General features: G+C 63.2%; 15 protein-coding genes. 9 read left to right on the forward strand and 6 right to left on the reverse strand.

The genetic code is table 11. The annotated features are described in order from the left end of the window. The first annotated feature begins 186 nt into the window (after window positions 1-186). From AB8A33_RS07630 to AB8A33_RS07660, 7 genes are all read left to right on the forward strand, one after another. The gene (locus tag AB8A33_RS07630; protein ID WP_439092200.1) at window positions 187-519 is read left to right on the forward strand and encodes an AtuA-related protein; all 333 of its coding nucleotides are present in this window, start codon (window positions 187-189) and stop codon (window positions 517-519) included. 40 nt (window positions 520-559) lie between these two features. Then, on the forward strand, window positions 560-1,924 hold the full coding sequence (locus AB8A33_RS07635; RefSeq protein WP_439092201.1) for an amidase: 1,365 nt from the start codon (window positions 560-562) through the stop codon (window positions 1,922-1,924). A gap of 24 nt (window positions 1,925-1,948) precedes the next feature. Then, on the forward strand, window positions 1,949-2,638 hold the full coding sequence (locus AB8A33_RS07640) for a DUF2848 domain-containing protein (protein WP_439092202.1): 690 nt from the start codon (window positions 1,949-1,951) through the stop codon (window positions 2,636-2,638). A gap of 275 nt (window positions 2,639-2,913) precedes the next feature. After that, a complete protein-coding gene (locus AB8A33_RS07645; RefSeq protein WP_439092203.1) occupies window positions 2,914-3,660 on the forward strand; it encodes a 2OG-Fe(II) oxygenase in 747 nt (248 codons plus the stop codon). Between the two features lie 21 nt (window positions 3,661-3,681). Next, window positions 3,682-4,332 carry a DNA oxidative demethylase AlkB gene (alkB, locus tag AB8A33_RS07650; RefSeq protein WP_439092204.1) on the forward strand — a complete coding sequence of 217 codons (651 nt, stop codon included), beginning with the start codon at window positions 3,682-3,684 and terminating at the stop codon, window positions 4,330-4,332. 67 nt (window positions 4,333-4,399) lie between these two features. Continuing rightward, window positions 4,400-5,641 (forward strand): MFS transporter, encoded by a 1,242-nt coding sequence (locus AB8A33_RS07655; protein ID WP_439092205.1) that lies wholly within the window; start codon window positions 4,400-4,402, stop codon window positions 5,639-5,641. A 110-nt stretch (window positions 5,642-5,751) separates the two neighbouring features. Beyond that, on the forward strand, window positions 5,752-6,969 hold the full coding sequence (locus AB8A33_RS07660) for an ABC transporter substrate-binding protein (RefSeq protein WP_439092206.1): 1,218 nt from the start codon (window positions 5,752-5,754) through the stop codon (window positions 6,967-6,969). Window positions 6,970-7,127: 158 nt separating this feature from the next. On the opposite strand, the gene AB8A33_RS07665 is transcribed toward AB8A33_RS07660, so the two are convergent. The 6 genes from AB8A33_RS07665 to hpaH all read right to left on the reverse strand — a co-directional run bounded on the left by AB8A33_RS07665 (window position 7,128) and on the right by hpaH (window position 13,561). Then, the gene (locus AB8A33_RS07665) at window positions 7,128-8,753 is read right to left on the reverse strand and encodes a thiamine pyrophosphate-dependent enzyme (RefSeq protein WP_439092207.1); all 1,626 of its coding nucleotides are present in this window, start codon (window positions 8,751-8,753) and stop codon (window positions 7,128-7,130) included. A gap of 15 nt (window positions 8,754-8,768) precedes the next feature. Further along, window positions 8,769-9,638, reverse strand: a complete 870-nt coding sequence (locus tag AB8A33_RS07670; protein WP_439092208.1) for a fumarylacetoacetate hydrolase family protein — start codon at window positions 9,636-9,638, stop codon at window positions 8,769-8,771. Between the two features lie 28 nt (window positions 9,639-9,666). Then, window positions 9,667-10,650: a 3,4-dihydroxyphenylacetate 2,3-dioxygenase gene (hpaD, locus tag AB8A33_RS07675; RefSeq protein ID WP_439092209.1), complete on the reverse strand. Its 984-nt coding sequence runs from the start codon at window positions 10,648-10,650 to the stop codon at window positions 9,667-9,669. Between the two features lie 155 nt (window positions 10,651-10,805). Continuing rightward, entirely contained in the window at window positions 10,806-12,347 is a 1,542-nt protein-coding gene (hpaE, locus tag AB8A33_RS07680) for a 5-carboxymethyl-2-hydroxymuconate semialdehyde dehydrogenase (RefSeq protein ID WP_439092210.1), read from the reverse strand. Beyond that, on the reverse strand, window positions 12,340-12,738 hold the full coding sequence (locus AB8A33_RS07685) for a 5-carboxymethyl-2-hydroxymuconate Delta-isomerase (RefSeq protein ID WP_439092211.1): 399 nt from the start codon (window positions 12,736-12,738) through the stop codon (window positions 12,340-12,342). The genes hpaE and AB8A33_RS07685 overlap by 8 nt, the downstream gene beginning before the upstream one ends. Window positions 12,739-12,754: 16 nt before the next feature. Further along, window positions 12,755-13,561 (reverse strand): 2-oxo-hept-4-ene-1,7-dioate hydratase, encoded by an 807-nt coding sequence (gene hpaH, locus AB8A33_RS07690; protein WP_439092212.1) that lies wholly within the window; start codon window positions 13,559-13,561, stop codon window positions 12,755-12,757. Window positions 13,562-13,698: 137 nt separating this feature from the next. On the opposite strand from hpaH, the gene hpaR reads away from it, so the two are divergent. Together hpaR and AB8A33_RS07700 are read left to right on the forward strand one after the other, a co-directional pair. Next, window positions 13,699-14,220 (forward strand): homoprotocatechuate degradation operon regulator HpaR, encoded by a 522-nt coding sequence (hpaR, locus tag AB8A33_RS07695; RefSeq protein WP_439092213.1) that lies wholly within the window; start codon window positions 13,699-13,701, stop codon window positions 14,218-14,220. Between the two features lie 159 nt (window positions 14,221-14,379). Next, window positions 14,380-15,528: an ABC transporter substrate-binding protein gene (locus AB8A33_RS07700; protein ID WP_439092214.1), complete on the forward strand. Its 1,149-nt coding sequence runs from the start codon at window positions 14,380-14,382 to the stop codon at window positions 15,526-15,528. Window positions 15,529-15,663: the final 135 nt, after the last annotated feature.

Here is a 15,663-nt window from a genome sequence, read left to right on the forward strand (position 1 = left end):
TTTGGCCCCGTTCGTTGTCCTCTGGATGGACATTCCACATTCCACTGGGGGCGGTCCAGCGCGCGTGCTGCATGGCCGTATCTGCTCACTGCGGGACGACGTGGAATTCAGGTTGAAATACGTGCGAGGCTTGTTCCGCTGCAACCTGACAGGGTAGGTTGGTAAGGATGGTTCAGGGAGCATGACGTGAAGCTGCGCGAGATCGCCCATTCCCGCACCGGCGATAAAGGCAACATTTCCAACATCTCGGTAATTGCCTTTGACGCAAAGCTATATCCGTTGATAGTATCGCAGGTGACCGCCGCGCGCGTGAAGGCCCTGTTTGCGGGCATCGTCGCGGGCGAGGTGGTCCGCTACGAACTGCCCAATCTGGCGGCCTTGAATTTCGTCATGGATCAGGCGCTTGGCGGCGGGGTGACGCGATCGCTGGCGCTCGATGCGCATGGCAAATCGCTCAGCTCCGCGCTGCTCGATCTGGAAATTGACGATACTTTCGGCGATACCGACCGGGCGCCGTGACCACTTGCGGGTCCGGCATGACACACAGGATGCCGCGACCATGAGCAACGACTTCCACCAGACCGCACCGACCCTCGCCAGCCTGGCCGCCGATCTCGCTGCCGGCCGCACCACCTCCCGCAAACTGGTCGAAGCCTGTCTGGCCAAAATCGCCGATCCGAACGGCGAGGGCGAGCGCACTTTCATTCACGTCGACAAGGATGCGGCACTCGCCGCCGCCGACGCCATGGATGCGCTGCGCAAGGCCAATGCTGCGCCGTCGCGTTTCGCCGGCATTCCGATCTCGGTCAAGGACCTGTTCGACATCAAGGGGCAGGTGACCCGCGCCGGTTCGCGCGCGCTGGACGATTCCGCGCCGGCCGATGCCGATGCTCCGACCGTTGCACGTCTGCGCCGCGCCGGCTTCGTGGTGATCGGCCGCACCAACATGGTCGAATTCGCCTATTCAGGTATCGGCACCAATCCGCATTACGGCACGCCGAAAGGCGCGTGGAAGCGCGAAGTCGGTCATGTTCCCGGCGGTTCGTCCTCGGGCGCTGGCGTTTCCGTGCTCGACGGCATGGCGCATGCAGCGCTGGGCACCGACACCGGCGGTTCCTGCCGCATCCCCGCAGCCTTCAACGGCATCGTCGGCTACAAGCCGACCCAGCGTCGCGTGCCGCTGGACGGCGCGGTGCCGCTGTCCTTCACCCTCGACAGTATCGGTCCACTCGCTCGCTCGGTTGCCTGCTGCGCGGCGATGGATGCGGTGCTCGCCGGCGAGCCTGAATTCGAACTCACCCCGCGCCCGATCAAGGGCATGCGCCTTGCGGTGCCGACCACGCTGGCGATGGACGATCTCGATCCCGTCGTCGCAGCCGCCTTCGAGCGCGCGCTGAAGAAGCTCGCTGACAAGGGCGCGATCATCGAGCGCATCGAGGTGCCTGAATTCAACGACATCGGGCCGATGAGCACCAAGGGCGGATTCACCGCTGCTGAATCCTATGCCTGGCATCGCTATCTGCTCGCCAGCAAGGGCGATGTCTACGATCCGCGCGTCGCGCTGCGCATCCAGCGCGGCGAAACCCAGAATGCGGCCGACTATCTCGACCTGCTGCCGATGCGCCGTTCGCTGATCGCGCGCACCGAAAAGCGCATCGCGCCCTACGACGCGTTGGTGCTGCCGACCTGCGCGATTACGCCGCCGTCGATCGCCGACATGGAAGACGACAAGGTGTTCTCGAAGCAGAACCTGATGGCGCTGCGCAACTGCACGCTGATCAACATGATCGACGGCTGCGCCATCTCGCTGCCGATCTCGGCCCCGGACGAAGCGCCAGTCGGCCTGATGCTGGCAGCCGCCGGCGGCTCTGACCGCCGCATCTTCGAACTCGCCGCGGGCATTGAAACCACCGTTCGCGGTTAATTTCTGAAACCTAAGGATACACGCATGACCACCGAGATCGCGTTCACGCTGGACGCAAAAGGCACCAAGACGCCGCTGACGCTCAAGATCACCCAGGGCGTCATCGCCGGCTGGACCGGCCGCGATCCCGTCGCGCGCGATCATCACATCAAGGAACTCGAAGCGCTCGGCATCGCGCCGCCGGCATCGACGCCGATCTACTACCGCTGCTCGGCGCGCCGCTTCACCACCGATGGCATGATCGAATGCACCGACGAGAATTCATCGGGCGAAGTCGAATTCTGCCTGTTTGCGTCAGGCGGCAAGACCTATGTCGGCGTTGGCTCGGACCACACCGACCGCAAGGTCGAGACCTACAACATCACCGTGTCGAAGCAGATGTGCGACAAGCCGATTGCGCCGGTGGTGTGGGAGCTCTCCGAACTGCTTCCGCACTGGGACCAGATCATCCTGCGCTCCTGGGCCACCATCAAGGGCGAGAAGGTGCTGTATCAGGAGGGCCTGCTGAGCGGCATGCTGCCGGTCGCCGAGCTGATCAAGAAGGGCTTCGACAGCGACAAGCTGCCTGACGGTACCGCCATGTTCGGTGGCACCTTCGCCGCCAAGGGCGGCATTCGCCCGGCGGAGCGTTTCGATTACGAGATCGAAGACCCCGTGCTGAAGCGCAAGATCAGCCATGGCTATGATGTGAAGACATTGCCGGTGGTGGGCTGAGGCCAAGCACTCGTCGAATCCTACACGCGTCATTCCGGGGCGCGGGCAGCGCTAGCTGCACGCGAACCCGGAATCCCGCAGTGTTCGTCTTCCTGAGAATCTCATGCTGGGATTCCGGGTTCGCGATCGCCAAGTGGGCGCTCGCGCCCCGGAATGACAGCTTGGGGCGACGCGGCCTTGTCCTCCAGAAATCGGGTGGCTTCGCTCGCCCATCTCCCCAAAATGGCCAACAGGCCATGACATGCTGATCGCGGCCGGATGACGGAGGCGATGAGATGGTTTCACTCGCGAAGAAGCGCCCAGAAAACAATGACGCCACGCCGCAGGCGCGCGTCGATGTGATCGACTGGCAGCGCATCGGCGCTGAACTCGACGCCCAGGGTTGCGCGGTGTTCGAGAAATTGCTCACCGTCGATGAGTGTCGTCACCTCGCATCGCTCTATCCCGACGATTCCCGTTTCCGCAGCCGCATCGTCATGGGCCGCCACGGCTTCGGCCGCGGCGAATACAAATATTTCAATTATCCGCTGCCCGATCCGATCGCCGGCCTGCGTCCGGCGCTCTACGGACCATTGAGCGGGATTGCCAATCGCTGGAACGAGGCGATGGGGATCGACGTGCGATTCCCCGCCGACCACGCCGCGTTCCTCAAGCGCTGTCAAGATGCCGGCCAGACCCGGCCCACGCCGCTGCTGCTGCAATATGAAGCCGGTGACTACAACTGCCTGCATCAGGATCTCTATGGCGAGCACGTGTTTCCGCTGCAGGTCGCGATCCTGCTGTCGGAGCCATCGGAGGATTTCACCGGCGGAGAATTCGTGTTGACGGAGCAGCGGCCGCGCATGCAGTCGCGCGCCGAAGTGGTAGGCTTGCGGCAGGGGGATGCCGTGGTGTTCGCCGTGCATCACCGGCCGGTTGCCGGCACGCGCGGCAGTTATCGCGTCAATCTGCGCCACGGCGTCAGCCGGGTGAAATCCGGGCGGCGCCATACGCTCGGGGTGATCTTTCACGATGCGAAGTGACGGGACGACTGAACAACCGCGATGACCGACCTGTTCGCCGATATCAGGGACGACCAGCCTGCGTGCGAAGAACTCGCCGAGGGAGCCGTTCTGCTGCGCGACTTCTTCGCGGCCGAACAGCCGGATGTGATCGCGGCGCTGCGCCTTATCGTGAAAGCGGCGCCGTTCCGCCATCTGGTCACGCCGGGCGGTCACACCATGTCGGTCGCCATGACGAATTGCGGCCGTGTCGGCTGGGTCTCGGATCCCCGGGGCTATCGCTATGATCCCATCGATCCCGACAGCGGCAAGCCATGGCCCGAGATGCCGGCGCCGTTTCGCGATCTCGCCTCGCGTGCGGCGGTTCGTGCCGGCTTCGAGGCCTTCGTGCCGGATGCCTGCCTGATCAATCGCTACAAGCCCGGTGCCAAACTCTCGCTGCACCAGGACAAGGACGAGCTGGATCTGCGCGCGCCCATCGTCTCGGTCTCGCTCGGTTTGCCGGCGACATTCCTGTTCGGTGGTCTCACCCGCAGCGTGCCGCAGAAGCGCTATCGTCTGACCCATGGTGATGTCGTGGTCTGGGGCGGCCCGTCGCGGCTGGCCTATCACGGCGTTGCGCCGCTGCCGGACGGCGAACATCCGGTCATGGGCGGTCAGCGGATCAATCTGACCTTCCGCAAGACCTGCTGAACGAGACCTATTGAACGCTTTCCTTGGCTGCCGCGACCATTCTATGGTCGGGCGGCGCGAGGGGACCATGAGCGAGCAGGAACGAACCGGCACACAGGCCGCCGCCAGCAATGCTGCGGGCGTCTGGCTCGCCGTTCTGCAACTGGTCTTCACGCTGGGCTGGGTCACCTATGTGATCTATCTGCCGAAGCTCGCCGCCGATGTCGGCATTGCGCCGACCGTCGTCATCTTCATCCTGATGCTCGATCAGGCGATCTTCGCCGTCACCGATACGGCGATGGGTCTGGTCGCCGACAGGATCGCGCGCGTGGTCGGGCGGCTCGGTCTCATTGTCGGCATCCTGACCGCGGTGTCCTGTGTAGCCTTCGTCGCGCTCCCTTTCGTTGCCGGGCAGGGACCGAAGGCGCAAGTCGCGCTGATCGCATTGATTGTGATCTGGTCGGCGACATCCTCCGCCTTGCGCGCGCCGCCGCTGACATTGCTCGGCAAATATGCCGCGCGCCCGTCGCGGCCGTTTCTCGCCGCGCTGGCCATGCTCGGCTATGGCGTCGCCGGTGCGCTCGCGCCCTATCTCGGTGCGACATTGCGCGGCGTCGATCCGCGGCTACCTTTCGTAGTTGCCGGCGTGGTCTTGCTGATCGTGACGCTGGCGCTGTCGCGCGTCGAGCGTGGCCTCGTGCAGGTCAGCGCCCGTGAGGCAAAGGCTTCGCCGGCGCAAGGCAAGGCGCTTGGCCGCATACCGCAGCTCTTTGTTGCTGCCATGGTCATTCTCGCGCTTGGCTTCCAATTGCATTTCAGCATCAACAGCGCGCCGATGTTCCTGCGTTTCGCCAAGCCCGCTGATCTGGAATGGCTGATGCCGATATTCTGGATCGGCTTCAACATTGCGATGTTTCCGGCCAGCGCCGTGGTCAAGCGTCAGGGCGGCATCGTCGTGATCGGGGCAGCCGGATTGCTCGGCGCGTGTGCGGTGATCGGTGCCGAGTTCGCTGTGAATCTCAACATGCTGATCGCGGCGCAATTCATCGCGGGCGCGGCATGGGGCTGCATGATGATGAGCGCGGTGTCGGCGGCCATGGCGATCGGCGAGACCGGCGCGGAGGGCAAGGTCATCGGTCTCGTCTTCTCGGCGCTCGCGCTCGCAACCTTCGCACGCATGGCCGCGGTCGCCGGCGGATTGCAGAAGCTGCCAGACTATGCGCCGCTGCTGCACTGGGCGCCCATCGCATGCTGGGCTGTGGCCGGTGCTGGACTACTGGCACTTGCTGCGGTTCGGTGGCAGCGGAGCGCATCGATACCAGTCGTCTGATGCTTTCCGCGCGTCGGAATTCGATTTAATCGATCGATTAAATTTCGCTGGCCAAGGCATTCGACCGCCATTACGCTTTCCTCAATAAAAACCAGAACGAGGAAACGACAATGACCCGAATGGGCATATTGGCTGCCGTTGCTGTTGCTTGCCTGAACGGTTCGGCGCTTGCCGAACCCATCACCAAACCTCTCACCATCGCCGTGCTGAACGACAAGAGTTCGGTGTTCTCGGACGCCGGCGGCACCGGCAGCGTGGTCGCGGCGCAGCTTGCGATCGACGATGTCGGCGGCAAGGTGCGCGGCCTGCCGGTGAAACTGCTCGGCCCCGATCATCAGAACAAGACCGATATCGGCGTGTCGCTGGCGCGCGATCTTTACGATCAGCAGGGCGTCGATGCGATCTTCGACATCGGCAATTCGGCGATCTCGCTGGCAGTGCAGAACATGGCGCGCGAGCGCGGCAAGGTGCTGGTCCATGTCGGCTCCGCCACCGCTGACGTGTTCGGCAAGCAATGCGCGCCGACAGCGGCGATGTGGCTGTACGACACCTATTCGCTGGCGCAGGGCATCGCCAAGGCCGTGGTCAAGCAGGGCGGCGATACCTGGTATTTCATCACGGCGGATTACGCGTTCGGCATCGCCATGCAGGCGGAAGTCTCGAAAGTGGTGGAAGCTGCCGGCGGCAAGGTCCTCGGCGCGGTGAAACATCCGGTCGGCACGATGGATTTCTCCTCCTTCCTGCTGCAGGCGCAGTCCTCCGGCGCCAAGGTGATCGCGCTCGCCAATGCCTCGGGCGACACCGTCACCAACATCAAGCAGGCGCGTGAATTCCAGATCGGCGAGGGCAAGCAGAAGCTGGCCGTGCTGATCTTCTATCTCACCTCGGTGAAGGCGCTTGGCTCGGAAGCCACGCAGGGCGTGCAGTATCTCGAGGGCTATTACTGGGACAATGACGACAAGAGCCGCGAATTCGGAAAGCGCTTCATGGCCAAGCACGGCAAGATGCCGACCCATGCGCAGGCCGGCGTCTATAGCGCCGTGAAGCATTATCTGCGCGCCGCCGAAGCCGCCAACGAGAATGACGGGTTGAAGGTGATGCGTCAGATGAAGGCGATGCCGGTGGATGATTTCTTCGCGCCGGGTGCCCGCCTGCGCGAGGACGGCCGGCTGATGAACGACATGCTGCTGGCAGAAGTGAAGAAGCCGTCGGAGGTCAAGGGCGAGTGGGACCTGCTCACCATCAAGGGCAAGGTGAAGGCTGAAGACATCATGCGGCCGATCGCGGATGGCGGATGTACGCTGCTGGATCCGCCGGTGAAGCAGTAGCAACATCACAAACTCGTCGTTCCGGGGCGCGCTCTTGCGCGAACCCGGAACCTCGAAATGAAAGCCGCTTCGCCGCGAGTCGGACGATAGAGGTGATGAGCACTCTGGGATTCCGGGTTCGCGCAAGGGCGCGCCCCGGAATGACAGCGTGGGGCTGGCTACGGCTTCTTCGGATGAATGAATGCCCACGGGCTCACTTCCGAGTCCCTCGGCACATCTACCGCGATCAGATACGGCCCACCGTCCGCCAGCGCCTTCTCCAGCGCCGGACGAAACTCCGCCGGTGACGTTACCCGTGCTGCGCCGACGCCGAAGGATTCCGCGAGCTTGACGAAATCCGGATTGACCAGATCGGCGGCGACCACGCGGCCGTCGAACACCTGCAACTGGTCGCGGCGGACATTGCCATAGGCATTGTTGTTGAACACGAGCGTCACCACGCCGATCTTGAACTGCACGGCCGTCGCCAGTTCCTGCACCGCGAACATGAAACCGCCATCGCCGGTGATGGCCACCACCGGCCGGTCCGGCTGCGCGACCTTGGCGCCGAGCGCGGTGGGGAAGCCGGAGCCGAGCGTGCCCTGATAGCCCGAGGTGATGAAAGTGCGCGGCTGATAGACCGGAAAGCCGAACCATGAGGTGAAGCCGACCTGCGACAGCTCGTCGGTGACGATGGCGTTGCCCGGCAGCACGTCGCGCAGGATGTCGAGATAGGCCATCTGCGGCTGGATCGCCTGGATGTCCTTCTGCGCTTTCGCCGAGGCGGCACGGATGGTTTCGCGGCGGCCGGATGTCTTCGTGTATCCGGCCTTGCTTACGGCGGCGACCAGCGCGCGCGTTCCTTCTGTCGCATCGGCAACGATCGGCGCATCAACCGCGAGCCGTCGGAATTCGACGGGATCGATATCGATGCGGATGGACTTGATGCCCTCCGGCCGGAACGGCCAGCGGAACGTGGTCGGCAGTTCCATGCGCGAGCCGATGCCGATCATGAGATCGGTCTGCGGCCACAGATTATAGGCGGCGGCCATGGTGAGACCGAGCTCATGCGCATTGCTGACAATGCCGCGCCCCGAGCGAAACGCGACCACGGGCGCGTCGATCATCTCGGCGAGTGCAAGGATGTCGTCGCTCGCATCCATCGCGCCTGCACCGACGAAGATCATCGGCGATTTGCTCGCCTTGATCAGCGCGGCTGCGGCCCTGATCCGATCGGGATCGGGCGAGGGCGGGGCGAACGGTTCAAGCGTCGTGGCTGCGGCGGTCTCCGCGCGCTGTGTGAACACGTCCCATGGCATTTCCAGCGCGACGGGGCCACGGCGGCCGGACATCATCTCCTGAAATCCGCGTGCCACTTTGGTCGGCGCATCCGCGGGATAGTCGATGCGCTCAGCCCATTTCACGAAACTGCGGAGCGTCGCGAGCTGGTCGGGCATTTCATGCAGATGGCCGCGGCCCTTGCCAAGGTAATCACTCGGTACCTGACCGGTGAGGCACATCACCGGCTCATTGCAGCCGAAGGCGGTCAGCATCGCCGCGCTGGCATTGAGAATGCCGGGGCCGGGCACCACGCTGAACACGCCGGGCTTGCCCGAGGCGCGGGCATAGCCGAACGCCATATAGCCGCAGGCCTGTTCGTGGCGTGCGCCGATGACATTCAGCTTCGCTTGATGAAAGGCGTCGAACAGACCATAGACCTGCGCGCCGGGCAGGCCGAAGATCGTGTCGACGCCGTGCGCCTTGAGCCCGCTGACGATGGCTTCGCCACCAGTGAGAACAGTCATGCGTATTCCAATCCGTTAGTGTTCGTCGACGACGCCATTGCGCAGCGTGCCGATGCCGTCCGCCTTGATCTCGATCACATCGCCCGGGACAAGATAGCGCGGCGGATCGAAGCGCGCGCCGGCGCCGGTCGGCGTGCCGGTGACGATCACGTCGCCGGGCACCAGCGTCGTGAAGGTGGAGATATAGCTCAAGAGATAGCGGAAGCCGAACATCAGCCGCGATGTGCGATCGTCCTGCCGCAGCTCGCCGTTCACATGGGTGGTAAGGCGGATGTCGGCGATCTGGCTCTCGTCGTGATAAGGCACGATCCACGGCCCGAGGCTGCCGGTGGACTCGAAATTCTTGCCTTGGGTGACGTTGAACTTGGCGTGGCGCACCCAGTCGCGGATGGTGCCTTCGTTGCAGAGCGTCAGCGCGGCGATGTGGTCCAGTGCATCGACCTCGGCGATGTGTCGTCCGGCCTTGCCGATCACCAGCACCACTTCGCCTTCATAGTCGAGCTGCCTGGAGACGCGTGGTCGCACCAGCGGCGCCTCATGTCCGACGAACGAGCGCGGCGTGCGCATGAACATCGACGGATATTTCGGCGCGTCCTGGCCGTCCTTGTATTCGGCATTGCGGTCCGGATAGTTGACGCCGATGCAGATGATCTTTTCCGGGGCGGGGATCGGCGGCTGCCAGGTGATGCTGTCAATCGCAAAATCCGCAGGCTGATTGGCCGCAGCATCCGCGAGTCGGTGCAGGGCGCCATGCGCGATCGCCTCGCGCAAAGTCGGATAATCGCCGCCATAGCGCGCGGACAGATCGACGATCCCGTCGTCAGTGACGGCGCCGTATTTCAGCGTGCCGTTGACGGTGAATGTGGCGAGGCGGCAGTGGGTCATCGCGCGTGGTCCTCACACTCTGGTGTCATCAATCCGCAATCGTCACATCCGCCACGAAGGCCGGTTCGCGCACGGTCTGCCCATTGAACGGCGAGCCTTGTTCGAACCACGAGCGCGGGGCAGGTGCGCCCCACAGGGTCTGGCGGCGCGGGTCCTTCAGCGACCAGCGCAGCGGTTCGTGGTCGGTGTCCATGGTCTGGTAGTCTGACGTGTAGAGCTCAAGGCGATGGCCGTCGGGGTCGCGCACATAGAGGAAGAACGCATTGGAGATGCCGTGGCGGCCGGGGCCGCGCTCCAGGTTCTTCAGATAGCCGGATGACGCCATCACGTCGCAGAGATGCAGGATGTTCATCGCGGTCGGCACCCAGTAAGCGAAATGATGCAGCCGCGGTCCCCGTCCATTGGTGATGGCGAAGTCGTGCACATTGCCCTTGCGATGCATCCAGGCGGCGGCGATGCGGCCATTGTCGCCGTCCTCCTCGCCATATTCGGTCAGCCGGAAGCCGAGGCGCGCATAGAAGTCGACGGTGTCCTGCACCTCGGCGGCGAAGACGTTGAAATGATCGAGCCGCTGGGGGTGGCAGCCTTTGTAGAGATCGAAGCGGCGCAGCAGATGCGGGCGCTTCTCCATCGTCGCATAGAGTTCGATCTGGAAGCCGAACGGATCGGTGACATGCATCGTGCGGCCCTGGAACGGGCGTTCGACGAAGGAATAGGTGATGCCGTTGGCGGCGAACCAGGCGGCGGCCTTGTCGAGATCGTTCTCGCTGGCGACGCGGAAGCCGAGCCGATGACAGGCGGCGGTCTGCGCCTTGCGCAGCACCAGCGAGTGATGCTGGTGTTCTTCCACAGCGCGCAGATAGACCGTCTCGCTGTCGGCGTCCTCGACATGAAGGCCGACCGCGTTCTCGTAAAAGGCACGGCTGGCCTTGAGATCGACGACATCCAGCACGACGTGGCTGGAGCGCAGGATGTTGAAGGGCGGATCGAACACGTGGGTCGGCACGGGCATGGGACTGGTCCTGGGCGTTTCCTGAATTTCTTGTTCGCAACTCACTCGCCATTCCGGGGCGCGTGCGCACTTGCGCACGTGAACCTGGAATCTCGACATGAGACTCTCATTCCGAGGTTCCGGGTTCGCGCAAGAGCACGCCCCGGAACGACGAGTTAAATTCCAAGTCTCTGTATCTTATGCGTCCCGCGCGCCAGCGAGACGTGTTTGGTTTCCATATAGAACTCGAACGAATAGTCGCCGCCGTCGCGGCCGATGCCGGAGGCCTTCATGCCGCCGAAGGGCGTTGGCAGGTGGCGGACATTTTCCGAATTGAGCCAGATCATGCCGGCCTCCAGCGCGTCGGCCACGCGCAGTGCACGGCCCACATCATTGGTCCAGACATAGCCGGTAAGGCCGTATTGCACGGCATTGGCGATTTCGATGGCTTCGGCTTCGTTGCCGAACGGGATTACCGTGAGGAACGGGCCGAACACTTCTTCCTGCGCCACGCGCATGTCCTTGTGCGCGCCGGTCACCAGCGTCGGCTGCACGTAATATCCGCCGCCAGGGCCGTCATGCGGCTTGCCGCCGACGGCGATCGTCGCGCCGTCCTGCCGCGCGATGTCGAAATAGCTGCACACCTTGGCATGATGCCGCTCATGGATCAGTGGGCCGACTTCGGTCCTGGGATCGAGCGGGTGCCCGACCTTCAGCGCGCGCACGCGGTCTGCGAGTTTCTCGATAAACTTGTCGGCAATCGTGCTCTGCACCAGCAACCGGCTGGACGAGGTACAACGCTCGCCATTCAGCGAGTAGATCATGAACACCACGGCATCGAGCGCGCGGTCCAGATCGGCATCATCGAATACGATCACCGGATTCTTGCCGCCGAGTTCGAAATGCACGCGCTTCAAAGTCGGCGCGCCCTGCGCCATGATCGCGGAGCCGGTGGCGCTTTCGCCGACAAAGGCGATGGCCTTGATGGCGGGATGTTCGGTCAGCGCCTTGCCGGATTCTTCGCCGAAGCCATGCACGGTGTTCAGCACGCCGTCGGGCAAGCCAGCCTGCTTGGCGAGCTTTGCGAGGAGATCCGCCGTGACCGGCGACCATTCGGCCGGCTTGTGCACCACCGTGCAGCCGGCAGCCAGCGCCGGCGCGATCTTCCAGGTGGAGAGCATGAACGGCGTGTTCCACGGCGTGATGACGCCGACCGGGCCGATTGGCACGCGGGTCGAGACATTCCAGTGCTCGTCCGCCGGCATGTTCAGGCCGTCGCGTGCCTCCAGGCATTTGTCGGCATAGAAGCGGAAATTCTCGGCGCCGCGGATCGCGGCCTTGGCCATGAAGCGATGCGCCTGGCCGGTATCGATACATTCCAGCACGGCGATGTCATCGGCATTGTCCTCGATGGCATCGGCGACGCGGTGCAGCAGCTTCTTGCGCGCAGTCGGCGCCATGTCGCGCCATTCCCTGAAGGCGCGCTGCGCGGCCTTGGCGGCCTGATCGATATCCGCGGCTGTGCCGCGCGCGACCTGTGCCAGCACGGTGCCATCGATCGGCGATGTCGTCTCGAACACCTCGCCCGAGGATGACGGCACGATCCGGCCATCGATGATATTGCCGATGCCATCGGCCGTGAGTTTTTTCAGCAGCGGCGCGGCGCGTTCCTGATTGGCCGCGAAGACGGCGGCGGGATCGGCGGGGGACTTAGCCATTGTTGGCCTCGGCTTTCAGCAAGTCGTGAATGGGATTGCGCTTCCAACTGGTGGCGCTGTCATTGATCTGCATGTCGAACGACAATGCAAATCTGCCGGTCGCAAAGACGTTGTCGAGATGGCTGGAGACCGCCTGGAAAATGTGTTCGCCGGCCTGCTGTCGGGCCTCAAGGGTGCGGCCTTCGCCGATCCGCAGCAGGATATCGAGAAAGCTCAAACCGGCGCGGCCGTCGGCGATGGCGTAATGCTCGCAGCGGATCGCGCGCACACGAATGCCGCCGAGCGGGAAGATGCCGGTCTGCACCGCGGCGTTGCGCACCACTTCGCACAGCGCGCTGATATCCACGGCGCCGTCGAGATTGGCCGAATATTCGATGGTGAAATGCGGCATGGTGCGTGATCCCTGTTCAGCCGAAGTAGCAGCTCACGGTCCCCCAGGGGCCATAATCCGCCTGGATCGTGTCGCCTTTGCGGGTCTCGATGGGGCGAATGAACGAGCCGGCGAGAACGACTTGTCCTGGTTCCAGCGCAAGCCCATGCGGCGCGATCTTGTTGGCTAGCCAGGCGACGCTGGTGGCGGGATGATTGAGCACGCCGGCGGCCAGGCCCGTCTCTTCGAGCTGGCCATTGCGATGGCACATGGCACCGACCCAGCGCAGATCGGTGTCCAGCGGCCGCATCGGCCGGCCGCCCAGCACGATGCCGGCATTGGCGGCATTGTCGGCGATAGTGTCGAAGATTTTGCGCGTGGCTTTCGTTGCGGCATCGACGCGTTCGACACGGGTATCGAGAATTTCCAGCGCCGGGACCACGAAGTCGGTGGCATTGAGCACGTCGAACATCGTGCAGTCTGGCCCGGAAAGACGTGTCTTCATGACGAAAGCCAGTTCGGCTTCGACGCGGGTTGCGATGAAACGATCGGTGGGAACGATGCCGCCATCGGCGAAGAACATGTCGTCGAGCAGCACGCCGGAATCCGGCTCGTCGATATTCAGCGCGCTCTGCATCGCCTTGGAGGTGAGGCCGATCTTGTGGCCGCGCACGATGCGGCCTTCACCGGTCTTGATTGCAATCCAGGCTTTCTGGATCGCATAAGAATCGTCGATGGTAATGCCGGGATGATCCAGCGACAGTTGCCGGATCTGCGTCCGGGTCTTCTCGGCGTGATGCAGGCGCTGTGCCGCGCTTGATATGTCTGAAGAGGTAAGTGCCATCGGGTCGTTATCCCGCGCAGAAAAGCCGCGCGGCAAAGTGATTAACATGTTAAGTTGTTGCGATCAAACCCTAGGTGTGACAATTCGATTGTGCGTTGCACACGGCGGTGCGCCAGAATCATCCTATAGAGGCGATCATGACGACAGCATCAAAGCCACGGACCGCCGCCAAGGCCGCCGCTAAAATCCCGATGCGCGACTTCTCGCAGTCACTGCCGATGGCGCTGCTCCGCACGCGGGAATCGGTGATGCGACATTTCCGCCCGTCGCTTCGGGCGCATGATCTCACCGAACAGCAATGGCGCATCCTGCGCGCGCTGGCGGCGTCGGGCGAGATCGAGGTGACGGAACTGGCGCGTGTAGCTTTCCTGCTCGGGCCGAGCCTGTCGCGTATCCTGCGCGATCTCGAAGGGCGTAAGCTGATCGAGCGGCGGCTGCTGAAGGCCGATTTGCGCCGCAGCATTGTTTCGATCACGTCAAAGGGATTGAAATTGATCGAGGCCGTCGCGCCCACGTCGGAGGCAATCTATGCCGAGATGACGAAGCGCTTCGGTGCGCGCAAATTGTCCGACCTGCAGGCCCTGTTGCATGAGCTGGAAGCCGCGCTGCTGGCCATGCCTGCGGCCGACGGCGCGGATGACGATGCCGCTGGTGAATAACTGATCTGCATATTTTTGCGGCAAGGCTGTCGCACGTCACGCGAGCGTTAATTCGTCGTACGAATTTCGCTGGGCTGTAGACAGGAGAAGAATTTTTCGCTCAACTCCCGCCATCAAAAGAAGGCTGGCGCTCAAGTCCGGCCTCTTAGGGAGAGAATTATGACGCTCACGAGACGTGGATTCACGGCAGGACTGGCCGCTGGTCTGACCGCCCCCTACATCATTGGCAGCGCGCGCGCCCAGGGCGGGGGAACGATCAAGATCGGCATGTGCGCGCCGATTACGGGACCGGCTGCGGAAGCGGGCAAATATGCGACCGGCGGCGCCAAGCTCGCCGTCGAGGCCATCAACAAGGCAGGCGGCATCCTCGGCAAGCAGATCGAACTGATCATCGAGGACGATCAGACCACCAATCCCGGCATCGTGCTGGCCTTCTCCAAGCTTGCTGCCAATCCCGACATCGTCGGTTTCCTCGGCTCGATCCGTTCGACTCAGGTGCATGCGATGGCACCGGACGTGATGAAGCTCGGCAAGCCCGTGATGTTCGGCGGCACCGATCCGAACCTCACCAAGCTCGGCAATCCCTGGCTGTTCCGTTTCCGCCCGAATGACAGCTATTCCGGCCGCGTCATCGCCGAATATGGCGTCAAGAATCTCGACAAGAAGAAGTGGGCCGTGCTGCATTCGACCGATGCGTTCGGCACGGCGGGCGGCAAGGCACTGACCGAAGCGCTCGGGCTGCTGGGTGCAACCGTCGCGCTCGATCAGGGCTATGCCAATCAGAGCCAGGACTTCACGCCTGTTGTTCTCGCGATCAAGCAGTCCGGCGCCGACATTCTCGGCTCGTATTTCACCTTCGAAAACGATCTCGGCATTTTTGCCCGTCAGCTCCGTCAGCTCGGCGTCAACATCCCGTGGGTCGGTTCGCCCTCGATTGTCAACGTCACGGCATTGAAACTCGCCGGTCCCGCGCTCTACGGCACCTACGGTGTGGCCGACTATGCGGAAGATTCGTCCGAGGGGTCGAAGGCGTTCGGCAAGATCTATCGCGATGCCTTCAAGGTGGCGCCGGATAACCAGAGCTCATGGACCTATGACGCCATCAACGTGCTGGCGCTCGGCATCAAGAATGCCGGCTCGACCGACCCGCAAAAAATTCGCGAAGCCATTCACGCCGTCAAGAAGTATCCGGGCGCCGAAGGCGAATATAATTTCGACAAGAACGGCGATGGCCTGCACGGCTACAACATCGTGAAGAACGAGAAGGGCAACATCGTCTTCGACAAGCATATCGAATTCGATAACTGACGGTGATGGCCGTCGACCGACGGCCTAAATCGTCATCCCGGGGCACGCGCGTCTTCCGCGCGTGAACCGCCCCACCATTGTCATTCCGGGGCGCGAGCGCCGCTAGGCGGTCGCGAACCCGGAATCCCGAAATGT

The organism is Tardiphaga sp. 813_E8_N1_3 (assembly GCF_051811025.1).
In the GTDB taxonomy this organism is placed as follows: domain Bacteria; phylum Pseudomonadota; class Alphaproteobacteria; order Rhizobiales; family Xanthobacteraceae; genus Tardiphaga.

Coding starts and splice junctions, on each gene's coding strand:
- AB8A33_RS07635 (WP_439092201.1), top strand. CDS start 560: ATGAGCAACGACTTCCACCAGACCGCACCGACCCTCGCCAGCCTGGCC.
- AB8A33_RS07640 (WP_439092202.1), top strand. CDS start 1,949: ATGACCACCGAGATCGCGTTCACGCTGGACGCAAAAGGCACCAAGACG.
- AB8A33_RS07645 (WP_439092203.1), top strand. CDS start 2,914: ATGGTTTCACTCGCGAAGAAGCGCCCAGAAAACAATGACGCCACGCCG.
- alkB (WP_439092204.1), top strand. CDS start 3,682: ATGACCGACCTGTTCGCCGATATCAGGGACGACCAGCCTGCGTGCGAA.
- AB8A33_RS07655 (WP_439092205.1), top strand. CDS start 4,400: ATGAGCGAGCAGGAACGAACCGGCACACAGGCCGCCGCCAGCAATGCT.
- AB8A33_RS07660 (WP_439092206.1), top strand. CDS start 5,752: ATGACCCGAATGGGCATATTGGCTGCCGTTGCTGTTGCTTGCCTGAAC.
- AB8A33_RS07665 (WP_439092207.1), bottom strand. CDS start 8,753: ATGACTGTTCTCACTGGTGGCGAAGCCATCGTCAGCGGGCTCAAGGCG.
- AB8A33_RS07670 (WP_439092208.1), bottom strand. CDS start 9,638: ATGACCCACTGCCGCCTCGCCACATTCACCGTCAACGGCACGCTGAAA.
- hpaD (WP_439092209.1), bottom strand. CDS start 10,650: ATGCCCGTGCCGACCCACGTGTTCGATCCGCCCTTCAACATCCTGCGC.
- hpaE (WP_439092210.1), bottom strand. CDS start 12,347: ATGGCTAAGTCCCCCGCCGATCCCGCCGCCGTCTTCGCGGCCAATCAG.
- AB8A33_RS07685 (WP_439092211.1), bottom strand. CDS start 12,738: ATGCCGCATTTCACCATCGAATATTCGGCCAATCTCGACGGCGCCGTG.
- hpaH (WP_439092212.1), bottom strand. CDS start 13,561: ATGGCACTTACCTCTTCAGACATATCAAGCGCGGCACAGCGCCTGCAT.
- hpaR (WP_439092213.1), top strand. CDS start 13,699: ATGACGACAGCATCAAAGCCACGGACCGCCGCCAAGGCCGCCGCTAAA.
- AB8A33_RS07700 (WP_439092214.1), top strand. CDS start 14,380: ATGACGCTCACGAGACGTGGATTCACGGCAGGACTGGCCGCTGGTCTG.